Source organism: Pseudoalteromonas sp. UBA6610 (genome assembly GCF_002433295.1).
Taxonomy (GTDB): Bacteria; Pseudomonadota; Gammaproteobacteria; order Enterobacterales; family Alteromonadaceae; genus Pseudoalteromonas; species Pseudoalteromonas atlantica.
The window spans coordinates 13,840-28,232 of sequence record NZ_DJHW01000104.1; the positions used below are offsets into that span (position 1 = coordinate 13,840).

Consider the following 14,393-nt stretch of genomic DNA (forward strand, 5'->3'; position numbering starts at 1 on the left):
TTTATATAAATAGGGTTTGACTCACACCTTTTAATATGTGAAATTTCATATATTCGTTTTTTCATATATGTTTAGTTCGCTATAGAACTACAAGGTTAAGGATTATGAGTAAATCAATTGAACACGAGCTACCTAATTTAGAACTTTCACAAAGCACTCCGCCTACCGTTAAGGATTTCACGCTAACGTTTTCATCTCATAAACCTAAAATCTTATTGTTATACGGATCGCTAAGAGCTCGCTCATATAGCAAGTTAGTTATAGAAGAAAGTGCACGCTTGCTAACCCACTTTGGCGCTGAGGTTAAAATATTTAACCCTGAAGGTTTACCCATAACAGATAGTGAAGATGAGACGCACCCTAAGGTGCAAGAGCTACGTGATTTAATGCTCTGGTCTGAAGGGCAAGTATGGTGCTCGCCGGAGCGACACGGTGCTATGACGAGTGTATTTAAAAACCAGATTGATTGGGTTCCATTAAACCTGGGTGGCGTAAGGCCTACACAAGGTAAAACGCTGGCTGTGCTGCAGGTTTGTGGTGGTTCACAGTCATTTAATGTGGTTAATCAGTTACGCGTATTAGGGCGCTGGATGCGCATGGTAACAATACCTAATCAGTCATCGGTGCCTAAAGCGTTTTTAGAATTTGAAGAGAATGGCCGAATGAAGCCTTCTGCTTTTTACAATCGAATTGTGGATGTAATGGAAGAGCTCGTAAAATTTACCTTATTAATGCGCGACCAAAAAGATTACTTTGTTGATAGATACTCTGAGCGAGTAGAAACAGCAGAGCAGCTCAGTAAACGCGTAAATCAAAAAGACATTTAGGAGGTTACTGTGGGGTTATTTGAACGCTTTTTATCGGTGTGGGTTGCGCTGGCAATCGCGGTAGGGATTGTCGCCGGTTACACCGTACCCGATGTATTTAGTGTTGTTGCAAGCTTAGAATATGCACATGTTAATATTGTCATCGCTGTACTCATTTGGTTTATGATTTACCCAATGATGGTGCAAATTGACTTCTCTTCTATTAAAGATGTAGGCAAAAAGCCTAAAGGCTTAGTACTGACAGTTGTTATCAACTGGCTCATAAAGCCCTTTACCATGGCCTTACTAGGGTGGTTATTTTTTAAAGGCATTTTTGCAGACTTTGTTGACCCACAAACGGCAACAGAATACATAGCCGGTATGATTTTATTAGGAGTAGCACCATGTACTGCAATGGTGTTTGTGTGGAGCCAATTAACAAAAGGTGATGCTAATTACACGTTAGTGCAGGTATCTATCAACGATATTATTATGATATTTGCCTTTGCGCCCATAGCAGGTTTATTACTAGGGGTAACAGACATAACGGTACCGTGGGACACGTTATTACTCTCGGTGGTTTTGTATGTACTTATTCCATTAATAGCAGGCGCTATTACCCGCAAAAAGTTAGATGAAGGTGAAGATCACACACGGTTAAATCACTTTTTAAAGGTAATGAAACCGTATTCTATAATTGGCTTACTGGCAACGGTGGCACTTTTATTTGGTTTTCAGTCTCAAACATTAATAGATAATCCAGAAGCCATTGTATTGATTGCTATTCCGCTGCTTATTCAAACGTACGGTATTTTTGCAATAGCCTATATAGCCGCAAAAAAAATGGGCCTAGCTCATAATATTGCAGCTCCAGCTTGCATGATTGCAACTTCTAACTTTTTTGAACTCGCTGTTGCCGTAGCCATTTCATTATTTGGTTTGCACTCTGGTGCTGCGCTTGCCACCGTTGTGGGCGTTCTTGTTGAAGTACCCGTTATGCTTAGCTTAGTTTATTTTGCTAATAAAACGCGTCATTGGTTTAACTAGGAGAGTGTCATGGTCGTTATTCATCATAATCCTGATTGTGGTACATCGCGCAATGTATTGCAGATTATTAAAGCCGCTGGTTATAACCCCACGGTTATTGAATACCTTAAAGAGGGCTGGACAAAATCTCAATTGTTAGCGTTATTTGCCGCAGCAAACTTAACACCAAAAACAGCGTTGAGAGTGAGTAAATCGCCTGCTGAAGAACTAGGCTTGTTGAATGAAAATGTAACAGACGAAGCTATTTTAGAGGCCATGCTTGAGCACCCTATACTGGTTAATAGACCTATAGTGTGCACCGAAAAAGGGGTTAAGCTATGTCGCCCTAGTGAGCAAGTTTTAACGTTGTTAGCGCAATGGCCTAAAGGCGAGCTATACAAAGAAGACGGCGAAATGATATTAAACGCGCAGGGCGAGCAACCCTAAAAGTAATAAACTATTTGCCAAAACCCCGTTTACACGGGGTTTTTTTGTTTAGCAAAATTATAAACATTTAAACTTGCTTTGCCTGCTTGTGCTAATGACTATTTTGAACAACACTTTAAATAGTCGCGTTGCCACAGAGAGCACTATGCATAAAGCCTTAATAAAAATTGCTGAGCAAAAAAAAATAATTTACTTAACCAGTTTCACACTGGTGGTAATTATTTTTAATGTGCTTTTAAATGATACGCTCCATAAAAAAATTCATAAAAATGGTCAGCAGTTAACACAGCAAATTTTTGAGCTGCAAATTAATGCCAATGCCGATAAAGAAATAGTGCAGGCATTGGTGCAAAGTAAGGGCTTTATGCTGGCTGCACACTCAAATGCCGAACACTTCAAATACTTAGTTGATATACAGCACGATGTATTTAGCTATAAAACGCTCAGCATAAGTTTATACCACTGGCCTGCCTGGGTGGAGCAAGCTTACTTATTTTTACTATTAAATATCATTATATTAGGTGCCACTAGCTGGTGGGTTAGATGGTGGAAAGTATTAGTAAAAAAACCGGCAGCGAACCTGCCATTGCCTTACAGCAAAACTAAAGCAGCAAAAAAACTTTCTACGCAAATAACCACATTAAACTGCGAAGTAAAGTCTATGTACGGTGTTAGTGCAGCGCGTCATAGCTTATTTGCCATAGTGAAATGTGATTGTGTGTTTGATGAAAATACCGATACCCAAGCAAGCTTTAAGGTATTAATAGCAAAATATTTTAAAGAGCTTCCTGCAGTATCAGTTAATGTATTTGATGCTAACAACCTTGCTATTACTTTAAATAATATCCCCGTAGCAAAGCTAGATACATATAGTGAAAGCCTACACGAATGCGTTTATCAAATTTGTAAGCGTTATCGAAGCACAGTAACGCGTAAAAACATAAAGGTTGGACTGTGCGATTATCGATATGCGACTGAGCAACCCGTTATTTTTAAACTCGCTAAGTCGGCCTTAGTATTTTCAGAAAAAAGCTTAATTCAGCACTGGCATAGGCTCGCGTTACAGCACGAGCAAGGGAACTTAATTTCAAGTAAGCAGGTTATTGAAAATATTAAAAAGAATAAATTTATCTTATTCTTTCAACCGTTATTTGTTATCACCAGCGGCGATATTGTACAACATGAAGTGCTAATAAGAATTAGGCAGCAACCGCACGGTTTATTAGCTGCGCGTTACTTTATTAATCAAGACTTTAACAATCACCAAGCATTTGAGTTAGATAAAGCGGTGCTACTTCAAGTTAAAAAGCTTATTTTAGCTGAGCCCAGTGCTCTAACGGTGAGCGTTAATTTGCATATAAGTAATTGGTTTAACGAGCAGTTTTGGAGCTGGTTTGTCACCAATATGAAAGGTTTTACGACAAAGCGAAAATTACAGTTTGAAATTAGCGAAGCAGACTTTATTAAGTACCAAGCGCAACTAGCAGGTGCCTTTGAAAAACTGACGGCCCTACAAAGTTTGCTGGTGATTGATAATGTACAGAATGTGGAGCACATTAACCAAATTGCTTCTCAAAAATTAGTTAGCGGTATTAAACTAGGGTATCCGCTTGTTCATAATGTGGATGAAAAAACACAACAGCAAAAACAAGTTAAAAACATTGTGGCGCAAAGCAAGTTGCTCAATATACCTGTGTACGCGGTGGGTGTAGAAACCCAAAAAGAGCTACTTATGTTGGCTAAACTAGGCGTAGTTGCCGCACAAGGTTTTTACTTTTCTGAGCCCTTGCAAGAATACACACATGCCACGTTTTACTAAGGCCAGTTAATCCTTTTAAGCTAAGCGCAGCCAAAAGGGCCACTTTAGCAGTGGTTGTAGAGCTCACTAGGTTACACACTGTACCGTGGTTAAACTGGCCTTAAGTAAGCATGTTTTAATGCCCTGAGGTTAATAGCCTTAAATCAGGCCACGATATTTTAGCCCATTGAGCCCCTGTAAACCGCCTGTATGAATAGCCATTATATGACTACCAGCAGCAAAGTAATCTTGCTCGATAAGCCGCCATAGTGCATACATCATTTTACCGCTGTATATAGGTTCAAGAGGTAAGTTATGTTGCTGTTGCATGCGTTGGCAAAACAGCCATAAGTCATTACTAAATTTGCCATAACCGCCATCATGAAACTCAGTAAGTAGCTGCCAATTGGATTGCTGAGCTGCTTTTTTACTGAGTGCTGTAATTTCTTTGTTCAAGTACTCAGCTTGTTTTAATACCGCAATTCCTAACAGCTGTGTGGCCTCATGGCTACCTTCAATTAAGCCTGCAAGAGTTCCTCCACTTCCTGTGGGGCATACTAAGTAATCATGTTTTGGTAAGCTTTTAGCAAGCTCAGCACACCCAGGCAGGGCGTATGTATTACTTCCACCTTCTGGAATTATATAGGCGTGCATAAAGCGTGCTTGCAACTGGGCTAAATAATCTGGGTCATGGCGCTGCTTATATTCAATACGAGTAACCGCATGTAAATCCATTGCACACTGTTTAGCAAATTGCAGGGTGGGGTTTTGAGAATCTAAGTGTGGCCCTCTAATTATGGCGTGGGTTTTTATATTAAATAGTTTACCCGCCCCAGCACAGGCGTGAACATGATTAGAAAAAGCCCCCCCAAAGGTGAGGAGTTGTGTTTTATTAAGGGCTTGCATTTGCTGTAAATTATATTTTAGCTTACGCCATTTGTTACCACTTATTAGTGGGTGAAGTAAGTCATCTCTTTTTACACTTAACCGTATGTTTCTCTTTTTTAGACAGTCGCTATCTATTTGTTGTATTGGACTTTCTTTTTCAATATTAAATAAATTAAGCATTATTTCTCGTGTTTAAACTTGCAAACTAAAAAACTTGTACGACACTTAGTTAATCTCTTATTAACAATAGTAGCTATATGAAAAAAAAGCTGTTTTCGTTGTTATCTTGGTTAAATCGCAGTTTAGACTCAAGCACAGCGATTGGTATTGCTACTTATGCAGATACAGTAAACGCGGTGTGTTTAAAAAAAAATCAAGGGCAGTGGTACGTACATAACTCACACAGTGTGAATGTAGAGGACCAAACGGATTATACAGTCGCTATTGCAACTTGCACAAATGAAGTTTGCGCTGAGGTGTGCCCTGTAAATTTAGTGGTTCCTCATTATTTTTATCAAATAGTGCAAATGGATAAACCCATGCTGAGTGACGAAGAGATCATTCAATCCCTACCATGGACAACAAAAGACTTAGTTGATATTCCACCAGAGAACATTGTTGCCGACTTTATCGATTACCCCATTATTCAGCCTATGCAAAGCAGTAAAATGAATGTGTTTATTACTAATAAACTACAGTTGCTGCCTTTTATTGATAGCTTTTCAAAAATAAAGCCTGTGCTCAGAGCAATGACCTCAGAAGAAATGATTTTAGTGACCTTGTTTGGCGAAGATAAAAGCGCGCACATGCTTATAGTGCAACATGCAGGGCATGAGCCGCGTATTTTAATTATTCGTGATGGTCAGCTTTTATTAGCCAGGCGTTTAAACGGGTTTTTAGGCATTTCAGATAAAGAGCGCACACACGGTTTGGTTGAAGCCTTAGGGCTTGAGATCCAACGATCAATGGATTTTTTTGAAAGCCAACTAAAACAGCCACCTATCAGAAGCATTCAGCTGCATTGCGATGATTTATCGTCTTTAACATTAAGGGCTGGCCTTGCAGAATTTTTGCAAGTAAAGGTTGTTGATTTTAAACCTAATATAGATTTAGCACAGGATCTCGAACCAAGCTTTTATTACGCATTAGGCGCAGCGTATCAATTAACTGATCCGGATTCAGTACTATGAAAACACGGATTAATTTTTACCAAAAAGCCATTAGGGTTAGGCGCGACCCCGTGCCCTTTAAAGGAATGCTGTTGCTGTGGCTAGGTACATTGTTAGTGGTTGCATTAACTTGGTTGTTTTATTTATACGAAGAGCACAATAGCCAGCAATTACTTACACAAAGCCAAGCTTATCTAAAGCAAACGCAGCAGCAATTAAACGTGGTAAAGCAGCAATTAGCTGATAAACAAAATAAATCGCATTTGATAGATGAGCTAAAAGTACTGCAACAAGAAATTTTGCATAAACAGCAGGTGTTTGATTATTTAGAAAACACATCCATGCACACGAAAACGGATTATGCCGATGTAATGCGCGATTTGGCAGCGTACCACGAACCGCAAATTTGGCTTGATCAGATAAAATTTGAAGGCCAAAAAGTAATGCTCAAAGGGCGTACTCAGCAAGCCAAATTTTTACCTATTTGGCTTGCTAATCTCAAGCAATCGAGCTTTTTTAAGGGGAAGGAGTTTTCAGTGCTGGAGCTGTCGAGCAGTGATGGCATGAGCGAGTTTAATGTGGCTACAGAACTTAGTTCAAGTGAGGTAGCACAATGAATGAGCAAAATGAAAATAAAGGCTGGCCATTATTCGTTAAATACCAAGCACAATTTGCGGCATTACAGCAGCGGGAAAAGTATTCTGTACTGTTTGTTGGCTTGTTTCTTATTGTTTATTTAGGTTTATGGTTTGTGGTGTTTCCACAGCAAGATGCAGTAAATAGTTTACGCGTTGAACAAAATACATTGTGGCAAAAACTCAATCAAAATGAAGCACAGCTCTCTATGCTTACCCAGGCATTAGAGCATGACTACACAAAAGTACTTAGAAATCAGGTAGGGCAAACCCAGCGCGAGCTAGAAGATATAAATAATAAGTTAAGCACGTTTAGCCAAGGCTTTATTTCAGCAAACAAAGTACCTGCTGTATTAAAGGATTTATTAGTAAATACCCCCGATGTGCAAGTGGTTGGCTTTAGAGTAAACCCAGCAAAAGCAATTGATGTAGAAAAACTCGGTGAGCACGATACGCAAACCTTGTTTTTCGAACACCAAATGGTGGTTACTTTGCAGGGGCGTTATTTTAGCTTGCAGCAGTATTTAGAAGGCCTTAAAGCTAGCCAACAAAAGTTGTTAATACAGCAGTTTAACTATCAGGTGCAAACATACCCTAATGCAGAGTTAACATTACAAATAGCAACGGTGAGTGCCAATGAAAAATTTATCGCTTTATAGTTTGTCTGTATGTTGCGTGTGTTTTTTTTCTGTTAGTTCAGCTGAAATACTGCGCGATCCTACTCAGCCAAGCAATGCACCAATACTAAAAGGCGCTGCAGTTAGCAATACAGCGCTGTCGTTACAGTCAATTATTAAAACCGAAAAGCAATACAAAGCGATTATTTCTAAGCAGGTGTATAAGCCAGGAGATGTAATAGGTGAATTTCGGGTGCTAACAATAAACGCCAATTCAGTGTTGTTAGCGAATGATGATAAGCAAATAAAATTAGAATTATACGACTATGAAATTAAAAAATAATATAACAAAGCCATGGCTTGCGCTTATTTTAATACCGCCTTTTTTAACGGCGTGCCATAGTTTTAAGCCCGGAAAAGAGATTCAGCCACACATAGCACAAGAGCTTACTCCTATAAGCAACAATGCTAAAAGTGTTGCCCCGGTAGAGGTGAGTAGCGCGCTTACACAAAGCTTACTTTCGTCACTTAATAACGAGCAAAGTTTAACAAATGAGTTAGCTGTAAAGCGTTTTGATGTAGCCGCAAAAGAGGTAGAAATAAGCTCATTTTTTAATGGATTAACTGCTGATACTCCATACAGCGTGGCAGTACACCCACAAGTGAGCGGAGTTATTTCTTTAAATTTAAAAAACGTAACGTTTGAAGAAGTTATAGCTGTTATTAAACGCATGTACCCGTTAGATATTGTCCAAGAAGGTCGTATTGTGCAGGTGTTGCCAGCGGTCATGCGCACAGAAACTATACCGGTTAATTATTTAATGATGCAGCGCCATGGGCAATCAACGGTAAGTGTTGTTGCTGGTGGAGTGAGCCAGTTTTCACAAAACAACTCAAGTTCAAATTCAAGCTCAAACAGTAGTAATAATTCAAGCCAAAATAATCAGTTTGGCAGCGATAATCAAAATACCGAGCTAAATGGCTCTCGCATCCAAACAATTAACCAAAACGACTTTTGGAAGGAACTTGAGCTTGCTCTTAAATCGCTTATTGGTTCAAACGATGGCCGTTATGTGGTTGCCAGCCCACAGGCAAGCTTGGTTACGGTTAATGCATTACCAAGTGAAATAAACCAGTTAAAAGACTTTTTACGTCAAAGCCAAGAAAACCTTCAGCGACAAGTTATTCTTGAGGCTAAAATTGTCGAAATAACCTTAAAAGATGAATACCAACAAGGGGTTAATTGGGAGCGAATTTCTAGAGGGTTAGAAGGTGGGGTGTCGTTTGCAACTACAGCAGGCAGCATAGGTAATTCTATTTCAGCTACTTTAGGAGGGGTCTCCTCGTTAACGATTGAAAAAGGCGACTTTAGCGGCGTAATTAGTTTGCTTGAAACGCAGGGCGACCTGCAAATGCTTTCTAACCCGCGTGTAACTGCAACAAACAATCAAAAAGCCGTGATTAAAGTGGGGCAAGATGAGTACTTTGTTACTAACGTTTCGAGCACAACAGTAACGGGCACTTCAACGACTACGTCACCAGAAATAGATTTAACTCCGTTTTTTTCGGGAATTGCCTTAGATGTTACACCACAAATTGATAAATATGGCTCAGTTATTTTGCACGTTCACCCATCGGTAACTGAAACAGAAGAGCAGCTCAAGGTGATTACATTAGATGATCAGCGTTTTGAGTTGCCGCTTGCACAAAGTAATATTCGCGAATCTGATACGGTGATCCGCGCTCAAAGTGGGGAAATAGTCGTAATTGGTGGGTTAATGCAAACCACCACGGAAGATGAAGAATCGAAAACACCTATTTTGGGCGATGTGCCAATATTAGGTAACTTGTTTAAAAGTATTAGTAAGCGCCAAGAGAAAAAAGAGCTCGTTATTTTAATCAAGCCAACGGTGGTGATGCCCGACACGTGGAAAAAGCAACAAGCTCATAGCCGCGCGCTGTTAAATACATGGTATGAGAACTAACTATGTATTTGAGCTTTTTTAATTTAAGTGAAATGCCTTTCACCTTAACCCCAAACACCGAGTTTTTTTGTGCACTTGAGCCGCACCACGAAGCGATGCAAGTACTTACCACAGCGCTAGAAATGGGGGAGGGATTTATAAAAGTAACAGGAGAAGTAGGGACAGGCAAAACCTTACTATGCAGAAAACTTTTAAATCAAATTGAAGAAGACTACTTTGTGGCTTATTTACCTAATTCTTATTTAAGCCCTGAAGAATTACGTTGGGCTATTGCTGTAGAACTTGGCATGGAGGTAGATAAAAGCCTAGATCAGCAATCGTTGAGTCAGCAAATAAACCATTACTTATTAGAGCTGCAAGAAGATAACGAACGGGTTGTATTACTGATAGATGAAGCGCAGTGCCTGAGTTGGGATACACTTGAAGCGCTTCGATTATTTACAAACCTAGAAACCGAAACCGAAAAGCTTATTCAGGTGGTGCTATTTGGCCAACCTGAATTAGATGAAAAACTTGCTAATAGTAAAGTGAGGCAACTACGCCAGCGGATCAGTTTTTCCTATTCATTGCGTGCAATGACCGCCAGTGAAGTTATTTATTATATTAATCACCGTTTACAGGTGGCAGGCTTTAATCAGCCACCACTATTTACTAATCGTTTAGGGTTAAAAATAGCGCGTGCGAGTCGAGGAATTCCCCGTTTGGTCAATATTTTATGCCATAAAGTTTTACTGCAGGCATACGGTGAAGGCCTTAAAAAAGTAACGCCGCGCCATATACATCTTGCCATTGCAGACACCGAAGATTGCAAAAAGCACCATGCTAACCATTACTGGGCTTACAGCTTATTAGCTATTGGTGTTTTTGTTATTGCAATTATGTGGGTATGGAGGCAATGGTTATGAGTGTTATTAATAACATGCTAAAAAATATCGACCAGCGCCAAACTGCACAGCGTAATCAGCAAAGTGGCGGGGTCGCTATTCCCCCTGTACGCGACTACCACGATGTATTATTTAAAGTGCTGAGTGTTTTATTAGCGATTGTACTAATTTTTACAGCCTACCTTTATTTACCTTTTGCACAGGCACCACAAGCGAGTAGCGACACGGCTGAAAAAGCATATGCGGTTAATAATAACAGCCAGCCGATTGAAATTGCCCAAGCTAAAATTACCCCCGTAATTAAGCCCTTAAAACAATTAAGCGAAGAAAACACTGGCGCTAAAGCAGCTCATATTAATGCAGATACGCAAAAAGAGCTGGGGCAGGTACAAAGCAATAACGCATTGCCTAATCAGGCAAAAGACGAAGTAATACAGCAACACGCTACAGACAAAGCCGCGCTACTGAGCAAAAAAGCAAGCCCCACAGAAGCAAGCGCTAAAGTAGCCACTAGCACAGAAATAAATGCCCCAGTTGAAGCAAAAAGCAGTGCACCAGTAAAAAGCATTACACAGGCTGAGCAGCCGCCCACTGAAAATAAATTAGTAAAAACTGCCAGTGTTAAACAAAGCAAAGCCCAGCGCATAGCACAGCAATTAAAGCGTGCTAAACAAGCGTTGGAATTTGCTCTATATGATGATGCGATTAACGATTTAACCGCTATTTTACAAACACAACCTGAGCATATAGAAGCGCGTAATCTACTCGCGGCAACGTATTTTCAGCAACAAGATGTACTTATGGCTCAGCAGTTATTAGTTGCTGGCATAAAAATAAACCCTGAGGTTGTGCAGTGGCGCGTAATGCTCAGTAAAATTTTAATTATGCAACAAGAGTACGAAGGCGTGCTTAAACTGCTTATAGCCGAACTTGAGCCGCAAGCAAACTTGGAGTTTTGGGTATTAAAAGGCACTGCAGCACAAAATGCGCAGCAACATCAAATAGCGCTTGCGAGTTTTACACAGCTTACACAGCTTCAGCCTCAGCAGGCTAAGTGGTGGCTGGCGTTAGCTACTTCAAAAGATGCGTTGGGGGAATTTGCTGATGCAAAGCACCTTTATAAAGTTGCCCTAGATTTAGGCGGTTTAAATGCCGCAATGACGCAACATGCAATACAGCGCTTAGTCGCATTGAAGGAGGCTGTATGAGACCCAGTTTAAAAATGCGCTTAGGGGACTTACTCGTTCATGAGCAAATGATCACCGAAGCGCAGCTAAGCGAAGCACTTAATGTGCAAGCTGCGTCAGGGCGAAAGCTAGGGGCTACATTAATTGCGCTTGAGTTTATAAGTGAGCCGCAATTATTGCGCTTTTTAGCTCAACAATTACAAATACCGTTTTTAGATATTTCGCAGCGCAAAATATCTTCAGATGTATCTAAATTACTTTCAGAGGTTTATGCCAGGCGCTACCGAGCATTAGTAATAGAAGATAACGGTGATTCTGTGTTAGTCGGAATGAGTGACCCCGCTGATTTGAGAGCATTGGATCAGTTAGCGCCAATGCTAGCCCCTAAGCGAATTGAGCTTGCTGTTGTGCAAGAAAGCCAGCTTATGGCAGCGTTTGATAATGTGTACCGCCGAACAGAAGAGATTACTAACTTTGCTGAAAAGCTACACGAAGAATACGAAGACGTAGAAGAGTTTGATCTTAATTCCTTAGCAGATGAAACCTCTGACGCCACCGTAGTAAAACTACTGCAATCTATATTTGAAGATGCAGTACAAGTACGTGCCTCAGATATCCACATAGAACCCGATGAAAGGCTATTACGCATTCGCCAACGAGTTGATGGTGTATTGCAAGAGCACACATTAAACCAAGTAAAAATAGCCTCTGCTTTAGTACTTAGGCTAAAGCTTATGTCGGGGTTAGATATATCGGAGAAGCGGTTACCGCAAGATGGCCGTTTTAATATAAAAGTGCACGCGCACAGCATTGATGTACGTTTATCGACAATGCCAGTGCAATATGGCGAGTCAGTTGTGATGCGGTTGCTCGACCAATCTGCAGGGCTTTTATCGTTAGATGAAACGGGCATGCCGGTGCATATTTTAAAACGCCTGCGCAGCATTATAAAACGCCCTCATGGCATGGTGTTAGTGACTGGGCCTACCGGCTCAGGAAAAACGACCACCTTGTATGGCGCTTTAAGTGAGCTTAACCAACAAGAAAGTAAAATTATTACCGTAGAAGATCCGGTTGAATACCGCATTGGGCGGGTAAATCAGGTGCAAATAAACAATAAAATAGGCTTAAATTTTGCCAGTGTATTAAGAACCACGTTACGCCAAGATCCCGATATTATTATGGTTGGCGAAATGCGTGACCAAGAAACCGTTGATATAGGCCTAAGGGCTGCATTAACAGGCCATTTAGTACTTTCTACGTTACATACCAACGATGCCATATCAAGCGCAATGCGCTTAATTGATATGGGAGCACCCGCTTATCTAGTTGCAAGCTCACTACGCGCTATTATTGCTCAGCGCTTAGTTAGGCGTATTTGCAATGAATGTAAAACACCGTATCACCCAGATAAACAAGAACAAAGCTGGCTTACGTATTTAGGCGAAGATGTTAGCAGCACACAGTTTTGGCGAGGCCAAGGCTGCACAGCATGTAGCCATAGCGGCTACAAAGGCAGGGTGGGGATTTTTGAGCTGTTAGAAATGAACGACGCTATGATGGATGCCCTGCGTATTAACGACACACAGCGCTTTGCCGAAGCGGCTAAAAATAGCGCTAATTTTGCACCGCTTTCTTATATGGCTTTAACGTATGCAAAGCAAGGCATTACCTCGTTAGATGAGGTATTTAAAGTGGCTGAATATGTACCTGAAGTGGTAGGTGATGACGATGCAGCTTTATAGTTACAAAGCCAAAGACGCAAAAGGTGCGCTGGTTAAAGGGCGTGTTGAGGCAAATAATGAGGCCGGTGTTGCCGATAGCTTATTAAAGCGCCAGTACATACCTATTTCAATTTCGTTAGTTGAAACAAAAAACAATATAAAGTTATTCGATAAATTATTTAGCGAAAAAATAACCCTTGATGACATGATCATGTTTTCACGGCAAATGTATTCTTTACTTAAAGCCGGGATCCCCATTATTAGGGCAATGATAGGGCTTGCTGATACCACGCAAAATAAAGAGTTTAAAAGTGTGTTGCTTGAAGTAACACGCCAGCTCGAACAAGGCCGTGAACTATCTAGTGCGTTAGCTATACATAACAAGGTGTTTAGCCGTTTAACTATCTCTATGGTTAAAGTCGGAGAAGGCTCGGGACGATTAGAAGATGCGTTTTATCAGCTGGCTATTTACTTTGAAAAAGAGCAAGAGACTCGTAAGCGCATAAAAGCCGCTATGCGTTACCCCACTTTTGTTATTTTGGCGCTTTTAGTTGCGATGATCATATTAAATATTTTTGTGATCCCAACCTTTGCCAGCATGTTCGAAAAGTTTGATGCAGAGCTGCCTTTAATGACCCAGATCCTCATTGGCACCAGTAACTTTTTTGTCAATTATTGGTGGCTGCTAGCGCTAATGTTAGTGGGGGGAGTCGTTGCATGGCGTCGGTATTTAAATACGTCGGCTGGGCGCTTTAAGTGGGATCACCACAAACTCAAAATTCCATTTGTAGGCGATATTTTAAAACGCACCTTACTTGGCCGTTATAGCCAAAGCTTAGCCATGGTGCTGCGCTCGGGCGTCCCTATGACGACAGGGCTGTCGTTAACGGCCCATGCAGTTGATAACAGCTACATGGAAAAAGCCATTATCACCATGCGTCAAGATATCGAAAAAGGCGACAGTTTGTTGCGGGCTTCGCGAAGTAGCCAGCTATTTTCACAGTTGGTACTGCAAATGGTGGCAGTGGGTGAAGAAACCGGTCGCGTAGATGAGTTATTACAAGAAGCGGCTGATTTTTATGAACGAGAAGTCGATTACGATTTACGCAGTTTAACCGCAAAAATAGAGCCCATTTTGACGGTGTTTGTTGCCATTATGGTGCTTATTTTAGCACTCGGTATTTTTATGCCAATGTGGAACATGATGTCGGCTATTAAAGGGTAGCT

At 40.7% G+C, this 14,393-nt stretch carries 14 protein-coding genes; 13 read left to right on the forward strand and 1 reads right to left on the reverse strand.

Features of this window, described 5'->3' with window-relative positions:
- Nucleotides 1-104: 104 nt before the first annotated feature.
- The 4 genes from arsH to B4F91_RS13910 all read left to right on the forward strand — a co-directional run bounded on the left by arsH (nucleotide 105) and on the right by B4F91_RS13910 (nucleotide 4,098).
- Entirely contained in the window at nucleotides 105-827 is a 723-nt protein-coding gene (gene arsH / locus B4F91_RS13895) for an arsenical resistance protein ArsH (RefSeq protein WP_024032512.1), read from the forward strand.
- A 9-nt stretch (nucleotides 828-836) separates the two neighbouring features.
- Nucleotides 837-1,853, forward strand: a complete 1,017-nt coding sequence (arsB, locus tag B4F91_RS13900) for an ACR3 family arsenite efflux transporter (protein ID WP_064386234.1) — start codon at nucleotides 837-839, stop codon at nucleotides 1,851-1,853.
- Nucleotides 1,854-1,862: 9 nt separating this feature from the next.
- Complete coding sequence (arsC, locus tag B4F91_RS13905) at nucleotides 1,863-2,279, forward strand: arsenate reductase (glutaredoxin) (protein ID WP_286937739.1); 417 nt, start codon at nucleotides 1,863-1,865, stop codon at nucleotides 2,277-2,279.
- A 145-nt stretch (nucleotides 2,280-2,424) separates the two neighbouring features.
- The gene (locus B4F91_RS13910) at nucleotides 2,425-4,098 is read left to right on the forward strand and encodes an EAL domain-containing protein (RefSeq protein ID WP_286937740.1); all 1,674 of its coding nucleotides are present in this window, start codon (nucleotides 2,425-2,427) and stop codon (nucleotides 4,096-4,098) included.
- A 138-nt stretch (nucleotides 4,099-4,236) separates the two neighbouring features.
- Here the strand turns inward: B4F91_RS13910 and B4F91_RS13915 are convergent, their stop codons facing one another.
- Nucleotides 4,237-5,145, reverse strand: coding sequence for a 1-aminocyclopropane-1-carboxylate deaminase/D-cysteine desulfhydrase (locus B4F91_RS13915; protein WP_286937742.1), 909 nt, complete (start codon nucleotides 5,143-5,145; stop codon nucleotides 4,237-4,239).
- A 77-nt stretch (nucleotides 5,146-5,222) separates the two neighbouring features.
- On the opposite strand from B4F91_RS13915, the gene B4F91_RS13920 reads away from it, so the two are divergent.
- The 9 genes from B4F91_RS13920 to B4F91_RS13960 are packed head-to-tail and all read left to right on the forward strand — an operon-like array spanning nucleotide 5,223 to nucleotide 14,391.
- The gene (locus tag B4F91_RS13920; RefSeq protein WP_054982911.1) at nucleotides 5,223-6,155 is read left to right on the forward strand and encodes a hypothetical protein; all 933 of its coding nucleotides are present in this window, start codon (nucleotides 5,223-5,225) and stop codon (nucleotides 6,153-6,155) included.
- Complete coding sequence (locus B4F91_RS13925; RefSeq protein WP_286937743.1) at nucleotides 6,152-6,751, forward strand: PilN domain-containing protein; 600 nt, start codon at nucleotides 6,152-6,154, stop codon at nucleotides 6,749-6,751. The genes B4F91_RS13920 and B4F91_RS13925 overlap by 4 nt, the downstream gene beginning before the upstream one ends.
- Nucleotides 6,748-7,428 (forward strand): hypothetical protein, encoded by a 681-nt coding sequence (locus B4F91_RS13930; protein ID WP_024032505.1) that lies wholly within the window; start codon nucleotides 6,748-6,750, stop codon nucleotides 7,426-7,428. Before B4F91_RS13925 ends, B4F91_RS13930 begins: the two co-directional genes overlap by 4 nt.
- On the forward strand, nucleotides 7,406-7,729 hold the full coding sequence (locus B4F91_RS13935) for a mannose-sensitive agglutinin biogenesis protein MshK (protein ID WP_004585744.1): 324 nt from the start codon (nucleotides 7,406-7,408) through the stop codon (nucleotides 7,727-7,729). The genes B4F91_RS13930 and B4F91_RS13935 overlap by 23 nt, the downstream gene beginning before the upstream one ends.
- Nucleotides 7,713-9,371, forward strand: coding sequence for a pilus (MSHA type) biogenesis protein MshL (gene mshL / locus B4F91_RS13940; protein WP_286937744.1), 1,659 nt, complete (start codon nucleotides 7,713-7,715; stop codon nucleotides 9,369-9,371). The genes B4F91_RS13935 and mshL overlap by 17 nt, the downstream gene beginning before the upstream one ends.
- A gap of 2 nt (nucleotides 9,372-9,373) precedes the next feature.
- Nucleotides 9,374-10,276 (forward strand): ExeA family protein, encoded by a 903-nt coding sequence (locus tag B4F91_RS13945; protein ID WP_286937745.1) that lies wholly within the window; start codon nucleotides 9,374-9,376, stop codon nucleotides 10,274-10,276.
- Nucleotides 10,273-11,463: a tetratricopeptide repeat protein gene (locus B4F91_RS13950; protein ID WP_286937746.1), complete on the forward strand. Its 1,191-nt coding sequence runs from the start codon at nucleotides 10,273-10,275 to the stop codon at nucleotides 11,461-11,463. Before B4F91_RS13945 ends, B4F91_RS13950 begins: the two co-directional genes overlap by 4 nt.
- Nucleotides 11,460-13,187, forward strand: a complete 1,728-nt coding sequence (locus B4F91_RS13955) for a GspE/PulE family protein (RefSeq protein ID WP_273605492.1) — start codon at nucleotides 11,460-11,462, stop codon at nucleotides 13,185-13,187. Before B4F91_RS13950 ends, B4F91_RS13955 begins: the two co-directional genes overlap by 4 nt.
- Nucleotides 13,174-14,391: a type II secretion system F family protein gene (locus B4F91_RS13960; RefSeq protein ID WP_286937747.1), complete on the forward strand. Its 1,218-nt coding sequence runs from the start codon at nucleotides 13,174-13,176 to the stop codon at nucleotides 14,389-14,391. The genes B4F91_RS13955 and B4F91_RS13960 overlap by 14 nt, the downstream gene beginning before the upstream one ends.
- The last annotated feature ends 2 nt before the right edge of the window (nucleotides 14,392-14,393 follow it).